General features: G+C 47.3%; 16 protein-coding genes. 8 read left to right on the plus strand and 8 right to left on the minus strand.

Features of this window, described 5'->3' with window-relative positions; all coding sequences use genetic code 11:
• Positions 1-86: 86 nt before the first annotated feature.
• Positions 87-875: an aminoglycoside adenylyltransferase domain-containing protein gene (locus tag KTT_RS32935; protein WP_126602008.1), complete on the plus strand. Its 789-nt coding sequence runs from the start codon at positions 87-89 to the stop codon at positions 873-875.
• Positions 876-988: 113 nt separating this feature from the next.
• Here KTT_RS32935 and KTT_RS32940 read toward each other — a convergent pair whose 3' ends face one another.
• Positions 989-1,504, minus strand: a complete 516-nt coding sequence (locus KTT_RS32940) for a DinB family protein (protein ID WP_126602010.1) — start codon at positions 1,502-1,504, stop codon at positions 989-991.
• Positions 1,505-1,723: 219 nt separating this feature from the next.
• On the opposite strand from KTT_RS32940, the gene KTT_RS32945 reads away from it, so the two are divergent.
• Complete coding sequence (locus KTT_RS32945; protein WP_126602012.1) at positions 1,724-2,056, plus strand: helix-turn-helix domain-containing protein; 333 nt, start codon at positions 1,724-1,726, stop codon at positions 2,054-2,056.
• 257 nt (positions 2,057-2,313) lie between these two features.
• Here KTT_RS32945 and KTT_RS32950 read toward each other — a convergent pair whose 3' ends face one another.
• Both KTT_RS32950 and KTT_RS32955 read right to left on the minus strand, forming a co-directional pair.
• The gene (locus KTT_RS32950) at positions 2,314-2,892 is read right to left on the minus strand and encodes an SMI1/KNR4 family protein (RefSeq protein ID WP_126602014.1); all 579 of its coding nucleotides are present in this window, start codon (positions 2,890-2,892) and stop codon (positions 2,314-2,316) included.
• Between the two features lie 135 nt (positions 2,893-3,027).
• Positions 3,028-3,846 carry a hypothetical protein gene (locus KTT_RS32955; RefSeq protein WP_126602016.1) on the minus strand — a complete coding sequence of 273 codons (819 nt, stop codon included), beginning with the start codon at positions 3,844-3,846 and terminating at the stop codon, positions 3,028-3,030.
• 66 nt (positions 3,847-3,912) lie between these two features.
• Between KTT_RS32955 and KTT_RS32960 the strand changes: the two genes are divergently transcribed.
• Genes KTT_RS32960 through KTT_RS32980 form a run of 5 tightly spaced genes read left to right on the plus strand, consistent with a single transcriptional unit; the run spans position 3,913 to position 9,082 of the window.
• Positions 3,913-5,256 (plus strand): hypothetical protein, encoded by a 1,344-nt coding sequence (locus tag KTT_RS32960; RefSeq protein WP_126602018.1) that lies wholly within the window; start codon positions 3,913-3,915, stop codon positions 5,254-5,256.
• A gap of 11 nt (positions 5,257-5,267) precedes the next feature.
• Positions 5,268-5,951 carry a CHAP domain-containing protein gene (locus KTT_RS32965; protein WP_235845942.1) on the plus strand — a complete coding sequence of 228 codons (684 nt, stop codon included), beginning with the start codon at positions 5,268-5,270 and terminating at the stop codon, positions 5,949-5,951.
• Positions 5,952-5,997: 46 nt separating this feature from the next.
• Entirely contained in the window at positions 5,998-6,234 is a 237-nt protein-coding gene (locus KTT_RS32970; RefSeq protein ID WP_126602020.1) for a hypothetical protein, read from the plus strand.
• An 11-nt stretch (positions 6,235-6,245) separates the two neighbouring features.
• Positions 6,246-6,626, plus strand: a complete 381-nt coding sequence (locus KTT_RS32975; RefSeq protein WP_126602022.1) for a PrgI family mobile element protein — start codon at positions 6,246-6,248, stop codon at positions 6,624-6,626.
• Positions 6,627-6,631: 5 nt separating this feature from the next.
• Entirely contained in the window at positions 6,632-9,082 is a 2,451-nt protein-coding gene (locus KTT_RS32980; protein ID WP_126602024.1) for a VirB4 family type IV secretion system protein, read from the plus strand.
• 505 nt (positions 9,083-9,587) lie between these two features.
• On the opposite strand, the gene KTT_RS32985 is transcribed toward KTT_RS32980, so the two are convergent.
• Together KTT_RS32985 and KTT_RS32990 are read right to left on the minus strand one after the other, a co-directional pair.
• Positions 9,588-10,994, minus strand: coding sequence for a transposase (locus KTT_RS32985; RefSeq protein ID WP_126602026.1), 1,407 nt, complete (start codon positions 10,992-10,994; stop codon positions 9,588-9,590).
• Positions 10,995-11,140: 146 nt separating this feature from the next.
• Complete coding sequence (locus tag KTT_RS32990; RefSeq protein WP_126602028.1) at positions 11,141-14,800, minus strand: NACHT and WD40 repeat domain-containing protein; 3,660 nt, start codon at positions 14,798-14,800, stop codon at positions 11,141-11,143.
• A gap of 667 nt (positions 14,801-15,467) precedes the next feature.
• Here KTT_RS32990 and KTT_RS32995 point away from each other — a divergent pair.
• On the plus strand, positions 15,468-16,370 hold the full coding sequence (locus KTT_RS32995; RefSeq protein WP_160146308.1) for a DMT family transporter: 903 nt from the start codon (positions 15,468-15,470) through the stop codon (positions 16,368-16,370).
• Positions 16,371-16,762: 392 nt separating this feature from the next.
• Here KTT_RS32995 and KTT_RS33000 read toward each other — a convergent pair whose 3' ends face one another.
• From KTT_RS33000 to KTT_RS33010, 3 genes are read right to left on the minus strand one after another with little or no spacing between them, the layout of a single operon-like run.
• Positions 16,763-18,637: a VirD4-like conjugal transfer protein, CD1115 family gene (locus tag KTT_RS33000; RefSeq protein WP_126602033.1), complete on the minus strand. Its 1,875-nt coding sequence runs from the start codon at positions 18,635-18,637 to the stop codon at positions 16,763-16,765.
• Complete coding sequence (locus tag KTT_RS33005) at positions 18,634-19,266, minus strand: hypothetical protein (protein WP_126602035.1); 633 nt, start codon at positions 19,264-19,266, stop codon at positions 18,634-18,636. Before KTT_RS33005 ends, KTT_RS33000 begins: the two co-directional genes overlap by 4 nt.
• Positions 19,263-19,721, minus strand: a complete 459-nt coding sequence (locus tag KTT_RS33010; protein ID WP_126602037.1) for a hypothetical protein — start codon at positions 19,719-19,721, stop codon at positions 19,263-19,265. Before KTT_RS33010 ends, KTT_RS33005 begins: the two co-directional genes overlap by 4 nt.
• Between the last annotated feature and the right edge of the window lie 331 nt (positions 19,722-20,052).

Consider the following 20,052-nt stretch of genomic DNA (forward strand, 5'->3'; position numbering starts at 1 on the left):
AAAACTACGTAAGCTACTCTGTAGGAAGAGTTTCATCAGTGGGCCTTTCTCTGTTATTGTGCCTTAGTTATCCAAAAGGAGCGTCCATGCCGAGTGATGCATTGGAGAGCATCATGCACTTCGCCCATCTCGCAGCGGAAGCAATGCAGGAGCGTTTGGGAGAACAGCTTGTTGCTATCTACCTTCATGGATCAGTAGCGACTGGTGACTTTGTCCCAAACCTAAGTGATCTTGATCTCATTGCAGTCGTTGAAACGTCGTTGCCTGCTTCCAAAAAGGAGGAACTGCAAGCCTGGTTCGCAAAGCATACTCCCCCATCAACTCTTGCTGGGATCGATTGTGAGCTGCTGACGCGACAAGCGGCGGCAACCCCATCACGACTTCCTCATTGGGACACCATCATCCGAGTGCAGCGTCACCAACCCCATTTCGATGTACATATACCAGAGAGCACTGATGGATATTCTCTCCTCGACCTCGCGATGGCACGAGAGAGAGGATGTGTTCTGACAGGTCCGCCACCCATGACGGTGATTGCAGCCTCTCCGCGTCACTTTCTTCTACAGGCATGCACAACACAACTACGACGCCCGTTAAGCTGGGATGTGATCAATGATCGCAGTGGCGCAATTCTCACTGCATGTCGTTCTTGGTTATACCTTTTCAAGGGGTTGCACGCAACAAAATCAGAAGCGGGAGCATGGGCGAAATCACAGTTGCCATGCTACGCTTCCCTCATTGATACTGCACTTGCACAACGTCGAGGCGATACGGGGCAGATTCTGGAGAATCAGGAAGTGAAAGCTTTTTGTCGAGCGGTACTCTCTTCCCTTGAAGATGCTATTCATGCTTCTGATATGGAATCTCACAAGTAGCTAGAATTGGCTTTTACGCTAGCCCCTTTCAAATGAGATCGCTTCAATGATAATTCATCAAGTAAGTTTCATATTAATGGCAAAAATTTCATAAGCTTTTTTTATCAGTATGATTATGCCAGATTCGATCTACGATCTTGTTCATGAAGGAGTTGCGTAATCTGTTCGATATGATCGATATCATGTATGATTACTTGCAAAACCGCTTCCTTGAGCGTAATAGGAAATTGCTCACTATGGATACCTTCTCTCATCCATTGGTCTTCGTTCAAATCGTTCAAAGTTTGAAGAAATGCCTGGCGCGTTGTAAATAATGAATCTAAAACGGTTGTGATATTCTGCTGCTTGTATTCGCCCTTGCGAGCAAGCTCTTCATTGCTCTCTGGTATAGGTATATGAGGACACTCCTCCGTTATGATCAGTAAAGCACGGCGGAAGAAGATCTCTTCATAATCACGCAAATGACAAAGGACTTCAATAATACTCCATTCGTGCGCATCATGAGGAGCTTGCTGTGCCTGAGATGATGTGACTTGACGAAGCAATGTCTGAAGAATGTATGGCGTTTTCCGCAATGAGCGAAGTAATCTCCAGGGCGTCATCAGTTCCAGAGAGCTTGTAATTGCCATAGTAATTGGTTCCTTCTTTATGTAAATAGAGCAATCAATGTGAGAACAAGATTGTATACTACCCTGCCTCTTTTATATTTGCAATATTGTACAAGTGCAATCAATGGGCCAATGAAAGAACCAAGTCTCTAATTGAAAATCGTTACGATTCAGATCAAACAATCTCTGTAATTGCTCAGCGACGATCGTATGTGATCTAGAAAGTTAGAGCTGTCTTGTATGTTCGATAATCAGAATGCTGTCTTTACGATGAATGGCCGTAGTATTTATCATCTGGATGATGTGAGAGTCCTGATCTTTGGATCGAAGCAGGTGCGTTTTTCTCCTATTGAATACCAGGTCATGCTCCAGTTATTATGCGAGCATCCTGTCTCCGATCGCGAAATCGTGAAAAATATTTTTAATGGAGAGCTGGATATGTGGACGAAAGAGGCGCTAGAAAAGCACATTGAAAACGCGCGCCGAAAGCTGAAAAAGGCCTGTGTTGATGTTCGCATTCTGCGCCTCTCCAGTTTTGGGTATATGCTGATGCCGAAATCACCTCATCAGTAGAGCATTAAGAATATAATCACCTTGGAAATATTATGTGCTGTTACAAACTGAAAACTGAAGCTATCAGAGCTACCTTATATGTGGCGGTTCTGATAGCTTTGAGCTTGTTGGTAAAGTCTGAGAAAGCAGTATTGAAAGGTATATATATGCTTGAAGTGCTTCATTCAATTGATCGGTCTCGCGTCTTGCATTGAAATAGAAAAGAGCTGGGCAAACGGAGGAACATTGAACGCTTCTCTGGTCGCGTTCCTCTTTTTTTATTTTATATCCCGCAAACTATCTTCTAACCATGTTTCATACCAGGTGAGGAAGTTGTTTCCTGTCGGATAAATGCCATAATCACTGGTGCGGTCATCAAACCAGATATGTCCTCGTTCTGATCCGGTTACCACTAACAACATATAGACCCCACACCCAAAGTGGCAAATTCTCATGGATCCCTGAACCCAATAATTCCCGAAGTAAGTATGATCTTCATCTAGCGCTTCTTTATCAATTGTATCTGAATTGGGCTGCCAGGCTGCCTGATGAGGAAAGGGGAGTGTTAAAAAATTATTCTGGACAGTAGCTAGCTCCCAGTTATACATATGTACGGAGAAGAGTCCATAATAGGGTCCGGCTCCTCCATTTCCTATGTAGAGTAAAAAGTTTCGATAGTCCTCTGGCAGCATAATGGAATGTTTCTGTTCAAATGCAGATACTTCGTTGGGAGTTAAAGGAGGGCGCGATTCATACATATGTTCGCTTGCTCCGAACGTCTGAAACCGGGTATCCCGTTGTTTTAAGTATTTTAGCTTCTCTTTTATGAGACCCAATCGATCTAACGAATGTGCCATTTTTGCTTGAGCTTTCTACTATACGTTTAATGAAAGAGATTTTATTTTGGATGAACTATTGTCGTTTTTAAAACAAGGCAAGGAAATCATAAATGTTCCTTGCTCCCTTCCCAATACTTGAAATATCAGAGCTATTTAAGAATGACAATCAACTCCTACTAAGATATCGTTTCGATGTTCTGCTAAAATTTGTTGTGCTTTTATTTGCCACATAGATACTTCCTGCTCACTGTATTCCAATTTTACCCCTTCGGTTCCTATTTCATACCAATGTAAATCTGGTGTAAGCAGCGCGAAAAATTGAGGAATGTTTTCTATTTGTTCAATGCGGATCATATTTTCATGTAAGCTACAATGTTCTGGTTCAATATTTGAACTCTGGCCACTATTATGGCGAGACATCTTGCTGACTACTCCGTTCCACCGTCCTCCAATGCACCACCAGTCGTCCCACTTTGCTTGAGGGTTATATGTACTCATATAATAGATGCCTTGCTCATCAATAGCTAATGAATGTCCCCACCACTTCACCTGCACAATATTTTCTCGCTTTTCAGGTGAGAGGTTATGCTCCTCAATGATGTCTCTAATATTGTCTTTAGACAAATAAACTTTATATGGGGCAACTTCCCAGTAATCGCCGAACGGTTCTAGCTGTCTTTTGACCGTATCTTCAATCTTCTCAAATGTTGTAGATTCTGGAACAATGACCCCAACGAAAATATGTGCCATTATGTTACTTTCCCATAAGATGCGCTTAAAATAATTAAACCAGACCTTGTTGTCTGGAATATGTAACAAAACTAGAATGTATTTATATCCTCCACTGCAGCACAAATAAATACACCATTTTTCTCCAATAATGCAAAGATTTAAGTAATGCGATTGGTCCGATTCATTAACCTCTCTTTTAGGATAAATCCTGCAAAATACTTCGCCATTTGTTGCCTCCATTTCTTGTTATCATTGGCCTCGCTTAGAGATAAGCATGAATATGTGTGCTAGGAAAAGCGAGGTGTCATGTTTCGTCTTTTTTGTGGTTGGCGTTGGCCGCTATGGCTACCGATTGTTGTGGGGCTGGCTATATTGATCCAGGCTAGCTTCCACACCTTCGTATCAGCGCCAACTTCCTCTCATCTTTCTGGGCAATTGCGCGGTGGGCCTGCCGTTACTCTGGCTCAGATATCACCTGGTGATGTGGCCTCTGTTTGCAAGCATTCGGGGAAGGCTGGCGATATTGTGCAGCAGGAATTTGGGTGGAATCCTTCCTTTCTGTCGCCTCAGTATCGCAACGCAACGCTGTGTGATGATCAGTTGCAGGTGCTTCCCGCGACGACCTGCTTGCGTTCTACGGATTTGTTTCAGCGGATTGGCTGGCCGGTTGATCTGTTGGAGAAGCAGTATGCCAACCAGGTGGTGTGCACGAAGGCTCACCAGCCACCGGCGCCCACTGCGGGCAATTGTCCGCTGGATTCGGCGCTGCCGAATAATCCGTTGGCCCCGATCCACTATTGTGATGCTTTTGTGGGTTTTCTGCAGTGGATCGCGGACAGCTTTAACAATGGGGCGAACTGGTTGATTGCGCAATCACAGCATATGACCGAGCGCATTCCACCTGATGCGACTTATGGGAATCCCGCTGTGATTGCGGTCTGGCAGGTGATGTTGCATATCACCGACGGACTGGTGGTCGTAGCATTCTGCTGGATTGGCATGCGGCTCCTGACCGCCGGGAAACGAGCGGTCAGCTATGCTGATGTGATCGATGTGGTGCCGCGCCTGTTTTTGACGCTGGTGTTTGCCCATAGCAGCCTCAAGATCGCGCAGCTCTTGATCGACTTCAACAATGCACTGTGCGATGTCCTGGTCAATCACGTTGGGATGTCTCCTATCCCGCTGGGGAACGCCGGGAAAGGTGCGCCGGTCTTTCTGGCTGCGTTCCTCCAGGTCTTGCATGGTCTGATGAATGTCCTGGTGGTGATTCAGGCCGCGATTGGGATCGCCGGCGTGGCCATCGCGATCACCCTGGGACCACTGTGCCTGCTGTGTCTGTTTCACGCGGATACCCAGCAGATCGCGCATACCTGGCTCCGCATCCTCGTGGCGCTGTGTCTGATGCGCTTTCTCCAGGTGCTCACCATCACGGTGGGTGGTCGCATGCTGGCGGCTGCGGTCCTGCAGAATAACCCCGGCGCGGAACTGCTCAATCTCCTCATTGGAATCGGCATTTTGTTTATCGCGTTTGTTATCCCTGAGATGCTCCGACACTGGATGCTTGTGCCCGTCTCGGCGGGAGGCACGGCCGTTGTTACGGTGGCCTCTGGCGCGGCCGATGCTGGTTCGTCACTTCGTGGAAGAGCCTGAGAGGATAACGCATGAAGAGTTTCAGGAGGGCCTTTGGATGCTGTACGATGATCTTCTTTTGTCTCTTGATGGTGGTGATGATCTCTTACGGGACGTTCACGACCATCGCGCTGCAAGGAGGCATAAATACGAGTCCTGCCCCGGCTGTCGGGGTATCAAATAATGCGGTGGTGCAGATGGCGCTGTCCATGGCTCGCCACTTGCACTGTCAACCCGATCCCAAGCCGGGCCTGGATTGTAATGATCCGCGTCTGGGCATTGCGCTGGATGCCTGGTATGACAACGGCTTTCCGCCTGAAGTGATCCAGTGGGCGGCGATCCACTGCCCTGGTTGTGCTGCCTGGGAGAACGGCAATTTTCAGTGTGTGGTGTTCGTGATCGCCAGCTATATCCATGTGAAGCCGCTTCCTATCGTGAGTGAAAATGCCAATCAGTTCTGGGCATTGTTTGCTCATCAGCCAGGATGGATCGAGAGCCAGCAGCCCTTGCCTGGTGACATTATGACCTGGGCGGGTGGTCCCTTTGGGCACGTCAGTATTGTAGTTGCTGTTGATGTGCATTCCATTACATTCGCGCAGGCAAATGCGCAGCTGCCAGTCCAGACGTTGCCCCGCAATCCAGACGGCACCGTGAACACGCACAACGGCTACTGGGACACCTTTACCGTGCAGGGCTATATTCGCCCTGCCGCTTGAATACTACTGTTTATTGCTCTGCACAGCAGATAGAAAGCGAGTACCTATGCAATTTCCTGAAATTACGAAGTGGACGAACGCGTTCAGCGCTTTTATTCATGCACTGGGTATCGGCCTGTTCATCTCGATCCTTGGCATTATCGGTGTGATCTTGATGACCTCGTTCGGCAATGAGCGCAAGGGGATGCTGGCCAAGGCAGCAGCCTGGTGCGCGGTGTTCGGCTTCGTCTTTATCGTGGGTGGTCCGGTGCTGCAGACGATCGCGCAACGGATCTTTGGCTAGCAGGAGGTTCGATGAGCAACTATAAACATAAAATCCCGATCCACCTGGAAGTATCCGACCATATCATCCTGGGGCTGACTACGCGCCAACTGCTCTTGATTGGTTCGGGTGTGGCGCTCGACTATACCCTATGGAGTTCACTGTCCTTTCTCAATGGCAGCGATGCTGGCCTGGTGTGCAATGCACTCTGCTCGCTGGTCCCTGTTGTGATCGGTGTGGCCGCGGCCTTTCTGCGTCCTGCTGCGCGTGGCCTGGAGCAATGGGCCATGGTCTGGCTGCTCTATCTCTTGACCCCGAAGACCTATCTCTGGCAGCAACTTCCTGATGAAGATCTGGCTCCTGTGGAGCAACTGAATACGCCCGTTCTTGATTATGACGAGGAGGAGGAATAGCAAGTATGTTACAACTTCATTATCAACCCGGTACTATGCTTGATATGATGGCGGTTCGCGAGATAGAGGGTAACACCCTCTGTCTCCGCACCGAGAAAGCGCGCGAGCGCGAATACAAGGCGGTGCTCGAAACACAACCTGTGAACTTCTCGCTGATGTCCGAGGCGGAACAAGAGGTGGTTCTGGAAGGTTTCCGCGTATTCCTGGCGCGGCTTTCCTTTCCGCTGATGATCCATATCCGCATCGAGCCGTACGAGCTGTCGTCGTATCTGGCCGATCTCGACACGGCACGAGGCCAGGTTGCCTCGGCCCCTGCCGTTGATGAGGTGACCGAGGATCACATCCGCTTTGTGCATAACCTGGCATCCATACGCGTGCTACTGCAGCGTAAGTTTTATCTCATCGTGGCTGCCGATCGCCTGAAAGCGAAGGGGAAAAACCGCTCGGAGATTGCCGACCTCTCAAAAAGCGAGCTGGAACGTCGGTGTGCTGATCTCCTCCAGGATCTGGAGCGGATGGGATTGCATGGCAGGCGTCTGAACCGGTTGGAGCTTGTCCACTACTATCAATCCTGCCTGCATGCAAAGGCTGCCAAGGCGTTTCCTCTGACGTCACAGCAACTGGAGGCGACCGACCTGCCTGTGAGATCTACGCAGAATAACGCTGCGAGGGGGTTGACTATAAACAAAAATAGCACTGTTGCCTTGCAGTCACCGACTGCTGATTATCCCAATGCTATCAATGTGTCCGAATTGCTGGCTCCTGGTTTGCTGGATATCAAGCCGAAGTACGTGCGTGTCCATCACGACGATATGGATGAATATCTCAGATGTTATGCCGTGGTTGACTATCCCTCGCGGGTCTCGCCTGGATGGCTTGATCGGTTGGTCCAGATCGATGAGCCTTCGATCGAGATGGTCATGCATATTCAGCCCCTGGAAGCGGGGACGTATACGGCGCGTCTCTCGCATAAGTTGACAGGCTACCGCGCGACGCGCATGCTTGAGGAGCGCCGTGGGCGCGATCACGACCCATATATCCACGAGGCGCTGAAGCAGGTCGAGACCCTGCGTGAAAAGCTGGTCGCGCAGGATGAGCAGGTCTTTGGCGTCTCACTTTACCTGCTAGTGCGGGCATCATCGCGCCTGCAGCTCAACGAGCGCTCGGAACGCCTGCTGTCGGTGCTCAAGAGCCTGGAACTGAGGGCGATCGCGCTCTCGTTAGAGCACCATCGCGGCTGGCTCTGTACGCTGCCAGATGGTCGTGATATCTTAAAGCGAAAAAAGATTCTGGATACCAGTTCGCTGCTGACGGCATTCCCGTTTGCCAGTACCAGCCTCTCGATGGAGCATGGTATCCTGGAAGGGGTGATGCCCAATGGCAGCCTGGTTATCGTTGATCCGCTTAGCGACGAATTGCAGAATGGGCACGCTATCAAATTCGCTAAATCGGGCGCCGGGAAATCGTATCATGAGAAGGTCTACTTGAGCCGCTGCCTGCAGCGCGGGTATAAAGTGATCGTGTTTGATCCCGAGGATGAATACCGGCGCATGTGCGAGAAATTCGGCGGCACCAACATTCGCCTTTCTCCTGGATCACTCCAGATCAACCCGTTTATTCTGCCGACGGCGGAGAAGCAAGGGCGCAATCTCCTGGAGGAAAAGTATCAGAGCCTGCATGTGCTCTTTGATCTCCTCCTGGCGGAAAAAGGAGAACGGACATCAGGTACGCTCTCGCAGCGCGAGAAGGCCTATCTCAACGTTTGTATGAGCCAGCTCTATCAGCAGTGCGGCATCACCGCCGATCCCGCGACCCATACCAGAAAACCACCTACGATGCGTGATTTTTATCAGCTGTTGCGTCAGCAGACCTGTGGACCAGACACCTTTGGTCTGGCTGATCGCCTGCAACGGCATGTCTCTTCATTCCCTGATGAATCCATCGGCCTGAGCCAGCATCAATTTGTAGTCTTTAACCTGCGCGACCTCGACGTCGAACTGCGCCCTGTTGGCCTCTTCCTGGCCACCGATGCCGTCTGGACCGAGGTTCGTAGCGAGCAACATCCGGTCCCGCGCATCCTCTCCGTCGATGAAGCATGGGTCTTGCTGCAATTCGACGAAGGAGGTCGTTTCTTATCGAGCCTGGCTCGTCGTGCCCGCAAATACAACCTCTGCCTGCGCGTTACCACACAGAATGTCCAGGACTTTGTCAGAAACGAGCACGGCATGACCATTATCCAACAATCGGAGATCAAATACGCCATGAAACAGGATCATACCACCATCGAAGCCGTTTCTGAAGCTCTTCAACTCAGCCAGGGAACCCGCAAATTTCTCCTGTGCTGTGCCAAAGGCGAAGGTCTCTACTTTGCCAAAGGACTCTCTGTTCCCATGAAAGTTGTCGCCAGCCCTATAGAACACAGCCTGGCGTTATCAGGCCCACAGGTGTATTTGTAGATAATTTCCATAGTTTAAAATATATTCCTGGACCGCATCCGCATATATGGATGCGATCCAGGAATATATTTTAAACTATGGAAATTAAATTTTCTTTCAAATAAGTGGATTATTGTACATTAGCATTTATATATAAATGCTAATAAACATGAGACATCCCAAATTTTAGGGATGAACTTGTGAAAGAAGCGAGCAGTTCTCCTTCAAAAATGGAGAACTGCTCGCTTCTCTTCTCTTGCAGAACAACGTGCTTTCCCCGTTTGGCTCGCTGAAAAGCACCACTGTGCCAAAAAACGGAAAAAGAGAAAGGAGCTGGTCAATCGACTTTCCACTCCCAAAGCATCCCAGCGGCTTCCACAGGGCCTAGGGGTATGCTCTTTTCGCACGCATTCGCATCCTCTGTTGGCAAGACGTGTTGTACCCGATGAACACCGGACACACGCCCACATGGTCAGCCGATGCCGACCAGAGCGTCTCTCGTCACGTGGGGAACCTCCACACCGCCTCAGAGCATAATGATCTGGACGCGAGGCTGGGGCCGGGGCCGGCCAGCTACCTCCTCCCAGCGCGCAGGGATCCGTTGCCACAACCGACTCAAGGCCAGGCGCAGCCGTGCAAACGGCTGGTGTGCTTGCCGGGCATGACGGCCTGTGCGATGACAGTAGTGCCGCAACAGCCAGCGGCGTAAGAGTTCGTAAAACGGCGCCAGCAGGCTCAGCAGAAAGGCGTAGGCCAGCGCCGCCAACAGCAGCAGTTTTTCTCGCGTCTCCCACTCCCAGAGCCGCGGGCTTTGGAAGCCCAATTCGCTCTTGTTTTCTTTCCAGGTCAGTTCGATCTGCCAGCGACGCGCATAGGCAAACATGATCCGCCAGGCATCTTCCGCGGTGGTGATGGACTCGGCGGTGAGCAGATACCAGGGCAAGCCACCTTTGCGCCGGGCCACGACCAACCACAACGGCTGCTCAGGATGGTCGGGATGCCTCACCGCACAAGCGAGAACACTGCCCATGACCCACTGGTGACGACGGCAATCCCACACCCAGCGTTCTTGCCATCCTCGTTTGCCACGGGCGATTTTCCAGGCTGCACGTCGCTGACCTTGGGCATCCACGAGCTGGTAATCTTTTTTCCAGCGCAGCACAAAGCGCAACGAGAACGCCAGCAACAGACCCAGCCAGAAACTGCTGGCGAAGCCTTGATCAAAGACATGCATCACCTCGCGTCCCCAGAGCAGAACGCCTTGCAGTAACAGTTTGGCTTGTTCATCGCGTTTGAAGGAAGCGCGCGCCCCACGGCTGGTCCACCACCGCATGCTGGCTAGTTCAGGCGGGTCGTCTTGCTGCTCGCTGCCGACCAGGACCACGGCCAACCAATGGAGGCCCGGCACAAAGATGGGGCCACGCGGCGGGGTGTAGTAACCTTTCTTGATATGGGTGAGTCGAGCGCCCTTACTCGAGCGCACCGGGGCAAGGTCGTCCGAGGCGATAGTTTCTGGCTTCTCCCAGGCACTCTCATCCCACAGCGCCAGCACATCCCTTCCCATCTGTTTCCACCTTGTGAGGCGCTGGCTGGCTCGATGCCACAGATACGAGCGGATCAGTTCAGCCGACCATTTGCGACAATGCAGCAGCCGAGACAGGCGTTTGGTGCCTGCCGGAGCTTTGTCGGGCGTCTCGAGATAGCCGCCCATTTCCGAAAGGAGCAAGCCATTGACGCGATCACGGAAGGTCAAGATCACCGCCACGGTCTGCACCATCGTGCGCACCAGTCGTTTGTCCATGCGGCTATCGGCTTGCATGAGCAAGGGAGCCAGAAAGTGAGCCAGAGCAGTGTACAATCCCTGCGCCATCTCGGCAGGGGGATATGCTGGAACTTGTGGCTCCTCAAGCGGTGTGAGATACTGAGATGACATGAACAACACCTCCTGGATTGACTGAATGGTGGCCTGTTTTTCCTTCAGTCTCGCTCAGGAGGTGTCTTTTTACAAACCCGACCTTAAAATTCGGGATGTCTCATGTACATTAGCATTTATATATAAATGCTAATAAAGTAAAGTGTTTACTTTTCACATGCTCCTAATAATTTAAGCACACTTATCTGCGTTTCAGTAAGGCCTTTTATCCCTGCTATATTCATTCTTTCATATGGCCTATCACTACATAAGGTTTTAATACATTCGCCTGTGTGAACTGCCCAGAGCTTAATTGTTCCATCGTTACTACCACTAGCAACAACAGTTCCTTGTGCATCGAACGAGACAGACCACACACGATTTGTATGGCCTCTGAAACTGTGTAAGCAATTTCCTGTTTGCACGTTCCACAAACGTGCTGTCTGATCCTCGCTTCCAGAAGCAAGCGTATTTCCATCAGGGCTGAAAGCTACAGACCAGATCCAACCAGTGTGTCCTTGCAAGGTTTGAAGGCATTGGCTAGTTCCTATATGCCAAATACGAATTTTGTGATCGTCACATCCTGTAGCAAGCATGCTTCCATCTGAATTGAATGAAATTGATCTGACGTGGTAGGTATCGTGAAGAAGAACTTTTAAACAATTACTAGTTGATATATTCCATAAGCGAACCGATTGATCATCGCTCCCACTTGCGAGAAATTTTCCAGTAGGGCTGAAGGCCACAGACCAAATCCAACTAGTATGCCCTTCAATGGTAGAAAGACATGTACCAGTTTTTGTGTCCCAAATGCGAATAGTTTGATCCTCGCTTCCAGAGGCAAGAGTATTTCCATCAGGGCTGAAGGCTACAGACCAGATTCGGTTGGTATGGCCTGATAATATATGGAGACAATGCTTGGATGATAAGTCCCAAATGCGAATAGTTTGATCCTCGCTTCCAGAGGCAAGAGTATTTCCATCAGGGCTGAAGGCCACAGACCAGATTCGGTTGGTATGACCTGATAATATATGGAGACAGCGGCCTGATAGAACATCCCAAATACGCACTTTTTGATCATCATTACCACTAGCCATAATAGCTTGATTTGATGGGTGAAATGCAACAGACCATACCCAATTGGCGAACCCTTGAAGGTTTTGTAGACATTGTCCTGAAGAAGCATCCCAGAGACGAACAGTTTGGTCATCGCTTCCAGAGGCAAGAGTATTTCCATCAGAGCTGAAGGCCACAGACCAGATTCGGTTGGTATGGCCTGATAATATATGGAGACAGCGGCCTGATAGAACATCCCAAAAGCGTACTGATTGATCGTTACTGCCACTAGCAAGGATATTTCCTTGTGGATTAAAGGCAATTGATCTAACCTGATCTGTATGACCTTGTAATTTATGAAGGCACTGACTAGTTTGAATATTCCAAATACGTATAGTTTGGTCATCACTACTACTAGCGAGAAGATGACCTTGTGGATGGAATGCCAAAGACCAAATCCAATGTGTATGACCTTTAAGGATGTGAAGACACTGCTCCGATTGTATATTCCATACTCTTATAGTTTGGTCTTGCCCCCCACTTACAAGCAATGTTCCATCTGAATTGAAGGCGAGTGCCCTCACTTGAGCAGTGTGTCCTCGAAGTATATGTAAGCATTGACTAGTTTGGAGATCCCAAACGCGAACTGTTTGATCATCATCACCTGTTGCAAACATATTTGTAGAAGGACAAAAGCTAATTGTCCAAATCCAATTAGGGAAGTTTTGTATTATACGAAGGCATTTACCTGTCCTGACGTTCCAAATGCGAACAGTTTGATCATCGCTTCCACTAACAAGTAGTTCCCCATTGGAACTAAAACAAATAGATTTTACCCAATCTGTGTGCCCCGTATAGGTCATAAAAGGCGTACCATTGAGATCCCATAATCGGATATCTCCGTGAGCAGTTCCTGCTGCCAGGAATGCTCTATTTTGACTAAAGCTGATGGAGATAATGCTACCAAATGAATCAGTAAATAAAGACTTTCTAAAATCTGCATAGGAAAAATTTACATCTTGGAGGGAGATACCTCTAAGATATGCCTGTTGGATACGAAGGTGAGAAAAATCATATTGATGAAGATCTGTTTGTAGTTGAATCAATATATTTAAAACATTCCCCGCTAGGTAGGTAGATATTGAATTGTTAAACTGTCTTTGCATAGCGAGTAATTGCCGAAGTTTTTTTTCAACATTTTCTTTTCCCTGTAATGATAAGAGATATTGAAGAAGAGGTTGAAGAATAAGCACAATTTGGCTGTCTCGTACATAATCTTTTGTTTGCGCTTTTATTATTGCATGACTTGCAATTAAATCCAGTTTTCCGTTATTTATCTCGGAACATAGCTGATCAACAAATTTGTTCGTTACAAATTCCATAATTACTGGTTGAAGAGTGAAGCTTCCCGCTCCATTAGACTCTATGATAGATTTTCGCTTTAATGAAGCTAGTACTTCCTGTAAGTTTTTTCTTGTATCTACAGTACTAATATCCTCCTGGAGTTCTTTGAGGGAAGTAAATATGCGTGCAATTGCTAGCCAGTACATGATTTCTTGTTCTATAGAGGACAGCCTTTTGAACTGTTGATTTAGTAATTCATGCACTCCAATAATAGCATCTCCATTGGCTAGAAAGCTTTCTACATCACTATCAAAAATTTCCCGAACGTGCTCTGCAACAAGTTTGAGCGCTAATGGATTGCCTGAATATTGATTAATAAATGTGGACCATGCCTTATCTGAACCAACGAGGCCCTTATCATTTAAGATGGAACGCCCTTCATGCAAGTTCAATCCTAAAAGATGCAATGAGCGTGATGATGCATTTACTCCTTCGATGTAAGCAAATTCTCTGGGTTTTTCTCTGCTAGTGATAACCAGGCAGCTCTGGTGATGTGCTTCACCAATGCGTTGAATAAGCCTTCCATACCCACTATACCCATCTTTATAATAAACAGAGCGATAATCTCCTTGCAAAATTGTTTCAAAGTTATCCAAAACAAGCAGGCAACGATTGGAATTAAGGAGATGGATCAGTAAGCTGATTTGTTCATCTGTGTCTATTGGTAAAACTACTTGTTGTTGCTCCGAAAAGAATTGAATGCACTTTTCAAGGATGTTCTCGAGAGAGGGGGCGTTATGCAATGATCTCCACAATATATATTGAAAATTGTCCTTAATTTTTTCTATTAATGCTCCTGTTAATGTCGTTTTTCCTATTCCGCCAATGCCAAGTATTGCTACAACACGGCAATTATCGTGAAGAATCCATTGAGTAAGCATTGTAAGCTCCATATGACGGCCATAGAATTGTTGTGTTTGAGGAGCTTCTCCCCAATCGATCTGACAAGGTTGCTTTGTTCTCACAAATTTATTATGCATTGATGGTTGTTTTCGAAATAGAGTAGAAATATTTGTACCGGAAAAGATGCTTTGCCAAAATGATTGAGATATATCTTGCGTTTTTAATGGAGAAGTTAACAACTTAGATTGAAAATTACTTGATGAAGGTTTTGTCCTCTCAGCAGAGGAACTTTGACTATGCCACTGCAAAAAAGAAAACAAAAGACTTAATAGACTAAGAATAATACCCGTGATAATTGAAATAGTTGTCAAAATCAGCGTACCTTGGATGAAACCTACATTTATGAAAATAAATGTAGTCGCAATAATGAAAATTAAAATAGAAATCATAATGGAAAGAGAAACCACTATCGCTATATGGGATGTTGTGCTCTGAGATCTTCGCATGATATTCTTTCTAGGCATATGTATTCTTCCTTGCTTCCTTGCTTACATACCTTTCGTTTGACCAAATGCGAAAGAAAAAAAAGCCAGTTGAGTGGCTGCTTGTTAGTTTCTGATAAAAGAAAAGCCTGCTACCTGCCTATAAAAAGTTATCACTAAAAATCATTAGAGATAGTGGTAGTTTGATAATTATTATCAAATGTATCTTCCCTAAAAGGGGACGCTATTGATAGCAATGTATCAAACAGCGGAATTTTTAATGAGAGTACATAAGATGTCTCCTTTTTGACTTAACTGCGCTCAGTTCCCTTGTTTTTCATTAATTATTTCCTTATTCTTACTATAAATCAACCTCTGAGACTTACATTTTGGATTATACCATAAAAAGGGTTATTGTGGAATAAGAGGATAGAAACCTAGTGAATATAATCACATTGTAACTATGTATAATTTATGTTTTAATATATTATGAATGCTACAATATTAGTATGTATTTGATAGTACAAGCGATTTAACAATGACAATTTAAGAATGCGGCTAAATGATAAAAATTAAATATTTGTAATGAATTAATGTTGATATTAATGTTTTTTAGCTTTAAAATATGTATAGATTTTGTGCAAAGTTTGTTATTTTATGTTTTTGCTTTAGAGAAGATAATGGCGTATTGCCAAAGAAGCTATATATTGTGAGGGACATTATGGGGGTTATTCTAGGGCTGTTAGCGGCGGTTTGTTGGGGAGCTTCTGATTTTATTGCTCAGCACTCTTCACGGAAAATTGGAAGTTATCGTACTTTACTTTTTATGCAAATAGTTGGTTTTGTTGGATTAAGTATCTTCTCACTTGTTACGGGGGCATATAAGCATCTTTTTTATATTACACAATGGCAACCTTGGGCATGGGCTTTTATTGAGATTTTCTTTAACATAGTAAGCTCATTTGCCTTATATAAAGCTTTTAAGGTTGGTGTTCTTGCTATTGTTTCCCCTATTGCGGCGAGCTATGCAGCGCTTACTGTCATTTTGGATTTTCTTAGTGGTGAGGTTATTAGCCGTGTTCATTGTATGGGGATGGCTATTACTCTTCTCGGTATCGCTTTTGCGGCAACACCTAAAAAAATTCTTATTGGGCAAGTGTCTTTAAAATCTATACATTTATTTTATAACGTACCCCGAGGTGTGGGCTGGGCAATTGTTGCATCTATTTGTTACGGTATTGCATTTTGGACATTAGGTTTTCATGTCATTCCTACCTTTGGTGGTTTAAATACAGTTTGGCTTGTTCGTTTCACAACAATTTCCTTGCTGGCTCCACTGGCGTTGGTTATATCTCAAGATATTCGCTTTCCAAAAAATCGATTAGGGTTGTATTTGATTTTGATGGGCATTCTTGATACTGCTGCTTTTATTATATATACTCTAAGCGTTACTCTCAAATCAGAGCAGGTTTCAATTATTAATGTGTTAGTATCTTTATTTAGCGTAGTAACTGTATTGCTTGCTTGGATTTTTTTGCGAGAGAAACTAAGTAAAACTCAGTGGGTAGGAGTATTTATTATTTTTTGCGGCATTGCTTTAGTAAATTTATAAAATAAATTTTAATGATGGATTCAGATTGCTGTTTATATGATTAGATAACGTTTAATAAACAATAGTTGTTCCTAAGTATAAAATTTTACCAACTGTTGATAGTGAAACTACCCCGACGCGGAATATCCATATACTTCTGCTCCTTACTTTAATATGGTTCCAGTGTTTTTCATCCTCTAGATTAACGTTTGATAGACTCTGCAGTTTTCAATATGAGTAATTCTAGCTTCTAGTTCTTTCATTGAAACAAATATTAATTCTTTAATCTCTGTTGTGCTGGTATCTATCCCGGATTTCTTTTCCTTTATGGCATGTAAAGGATTCAAATGTTTGGAACCTGTCTGCTGATCTTTCTAGAGGCGTTTGATGAAGCCTATGATCTCTTAGAACTTTTAATCTGGCGACAACGTCTGGCGGTTATAGGTGCACTTTTCCCGTTCTAATATAATACTTGGTTGCTTGGCTCCAGACTCTTTTAGCATTTCATGTGCTAGTTCCGAGTCCTCTTTCTGTTGATTCTCGCTAGGCGTAGTGAGTGCCTCATATGTGCGATGCTCTTCGTTAACTCTCGGATACTGAAATTGAGGATTGGTACGTTTGATGAGCTGTGACTGATAATAGGGAATGTTGCGGAACTTGATGGGCGCGATGGTATCGGTTAGCAGAAGCATTTCTCCCTTTTTCATAGTGCGGATTTCTTCTGGCATGATGAGTCTGCGACCTATTTCTTGTTGGCCCTGGCTCCAGCTCTCGCTTTGCTGTTGCGCGTTTTTATTCATGCTCTGACCAATAACAGTTGTGGTTCCGATGCGGCGCGAATAGAATTCGGCCTCATCCTGGCCGGTTCCCGGCAAGACGATGTGGGTGGTCGTATTGCTCAGAATGGTTTCTTTGCTCTCGGAACCATAGAGTGCATCAAGCTGCGCGTAGTTTTGAATGGCCAGGATAAGCCCGACTTTGGTGCTGCGCAACATACTGATTTTTTGTGCCATCTGTGGAATCTTGCCCGCATTGGCAAATTCATCAAGGTAGCAGGTGATGCCGCGTGGGAGCTGACCTTGCGGCTCTTTTTCCGCTCTATTGACGAACGCCGTAAACATTTGCATCAGCAAACAGGCCGTTAGCGGCTGAAGACGCTCTGCGGCGCTGGCTGGAATGGAGAGATAGAAGGCAGTAGGCTGCTCGATCATCGCATTAAAGTCGATGTCGTTGGTTGCTGTAACGGCTGCCAGTTTCGGGTTCTGCAAGCGGAAGAAGCGCCCGGCGATATCCGTCATCACACCTCCGGCGGTCTTCTCATTTAACTTGAGATTCTTCAGGAATGCTGCCGCCGTCTTTTTGGCTCGAACTGATGGGCTCGCCTCGAAGAGAGCTTCAATATCAGCAAAGGACGAGCCAGTCAGGATGTCGGCCAGGCGAGAGAAGGAAGCATTCGGCTCTGTATCTCGCAGGTGTAGCACAACGGCAGTAATCAGCAGTTCCGTATTTCGATCCCAGAAGGGATCGCTGCTCCTACCTGTATTGGAGACCCAGCAGGTAGCAAATTCCTCAGCCTCTTCCATCGAAGAAATGTGGGTCAGCGGATTATAGTGATGACTATGTTCTGGCTGGGTGGGAGCAAAGAGCCAGATCTGCATCGATTGGGAGACCGCACCAGCCGTCAGCCTGACCAGTTCCTGTTTGGGATCGATGATGACCAGCGAGCGATTTCCACGCTCGGATAAAATACCAGGCGCGATGATACCCGCAGTCTTACCTTTGCCGCTCGGTCCAACGATCAGGACATGTTCCTCAATTTGCTTTTCTTTGAGCACCAGTTGCTGACCTTTATACATCCCCAGTGGGATCTGGCTCTGCATCGCTGCTTTCTTTCCGCGATCCTTCAACAGGATGCGCGCATCTTTGAGGTTTGCCCAGTGTGCTGATCCGTGAACGGTTGATGCCCTTAATTTCATGGTGCGCCACGGGAAGAGAAACGCTCCGGTAAGGATGATCACCATGCCTGCGAACTGAGCATAGGCGAGGGTTACGTGTTGAAGTGTGCTGTCATGCAGATACAGGTTCCAGCGTTGTCCGTCACCGATCTGCCACCAGTGGTGCCAGGCCTGGTCAAGTGTCACCGCTTGATACTTCTCAGGAGTCAGGTAATCGGCTAAAAATGCAAGCGTGAGGATCGCGATATGATATCCGCGTAGCCATACTCCCGAAAGCCAGAGGGCTATCCCCGCAAGAGCGAGGCAGGCAAGAAGCAGGAGATGTCGCCTCATCTTTCCCAACCTTTCTGTGTATGCGAGCGTTCAGCATCTCGTGTTAACGCGCTTCTTTGCATCGGATGAATGAGGGGATCTTCTCTATCGAGCTTTTGAAGCGTTGCCTGGAGATGCTGATAGTGTTCATACTCGCTATGTTCCCTTCCCCGTGCGCGTAGAAACTCCCAATCATCGCGACCGCCGGGCGATTTATCCTTTGTCAGCATCTTCACAGGGCTCGGCTGACCAGACTGATAGTCTTCTCCGCTCCCGGCCAGCACGACATGAATGTGTGGGTCATCGGTATTGGTATGATGGATTGCATACCAGTGGAGCGCCTGCCCCTTATAGTGTTCAAGGTCGCGCATTACGGCGCGCGTCCACTCCATCCAATCAAGGATAGGCTCCTCTTGGGAAGGGGAGAGCACAAACCGGTGATAGCTGACTGCTCTGGAGGTATGAGCCATAATTTCTTCCTGAATATCCTTTCTGTCGACGTGATCTTCCACCGCACCGAAGAAAAAGCGCTGCTCGCGCGTCTCTTCAGATCCTCTGGGCCTGTATTGGAGATATTTCAGGTGGTAGGCCAGCTTTTTGCCTGCCACCTGCTTCTTTCCCTTGACGAAACCTGTCCCTTTCGCGATCATGCCTGTTCTTGGCCCGCACGAGCGGCGAGATCCTTGCCGACCTTGACCCTGGCATCGTCATAGACGTGTAACGCGAACTGGGCATCATCTCTGGCCAGCAACGCATAGATCATGCGCCGGCTTAATCCCCCTTCGCGGATAGCTCGTACAATCAAGGAGGCCAGCCGATCGTCGCTCCGGCGCGTCACCGCCTTCATCTCATTGAGGATCTCAAGCTGCATATCTTCCCGCAGCTCGTTGCGTAACTGAGATAGCGATTTGCGCATCTCGTACTGAAGCAGATCGCGAATGACCGGCAGCGATTGCTGCTCGATCGTCTCGCCTTTTTTCAACCCCAGTCCCAAACGTAGCAACTCTTCAGCGACCTGACTACTATGCCCATCGCTCCCAGCTAGATCACGGATCGCAGCTCTCAACGCCGGATCCAAATAGATATTGAGCCGTTCTTTTTTCATCTCTTCCTTCCATTTCATCACAGTGCTGACGTGACACTCCGCTTTTTTAACCGACACTCAAATAGTGCTTCCTCGTTCCTCTTCACAGGCCCTTCCTGGAGTCAATAGCGCTGCCCGAGTGTGGGAGCGAAGCTCCCTTTATCTTGCCTACCCGCTCACAAGCGTGGTAGACCCTGCGCTGGGGTGGCTGCCGCGTTCGCCTAGCACCTCAACGCTTAGGGATTTTAAGCATCCGAACATACCAGGCAGACTGGTGGAGACAGCGCTCATTGATACCCTTTCTTGAGGAAATCCTGGAGGAGCTTCTCTTCTTGTCCACGAGAAGAGAAGC

Source organism: Dictyobacter aurantiacus (assembly GCF_003967515.1).
Classification (GTDB): domain Bacteria; phylum Chloroflexota; class Ktedonobacteria; order Ktedonobacterales; family Ktedonobacteraceae; genus Dictyobacter; species Dictyobacter aurantiacus.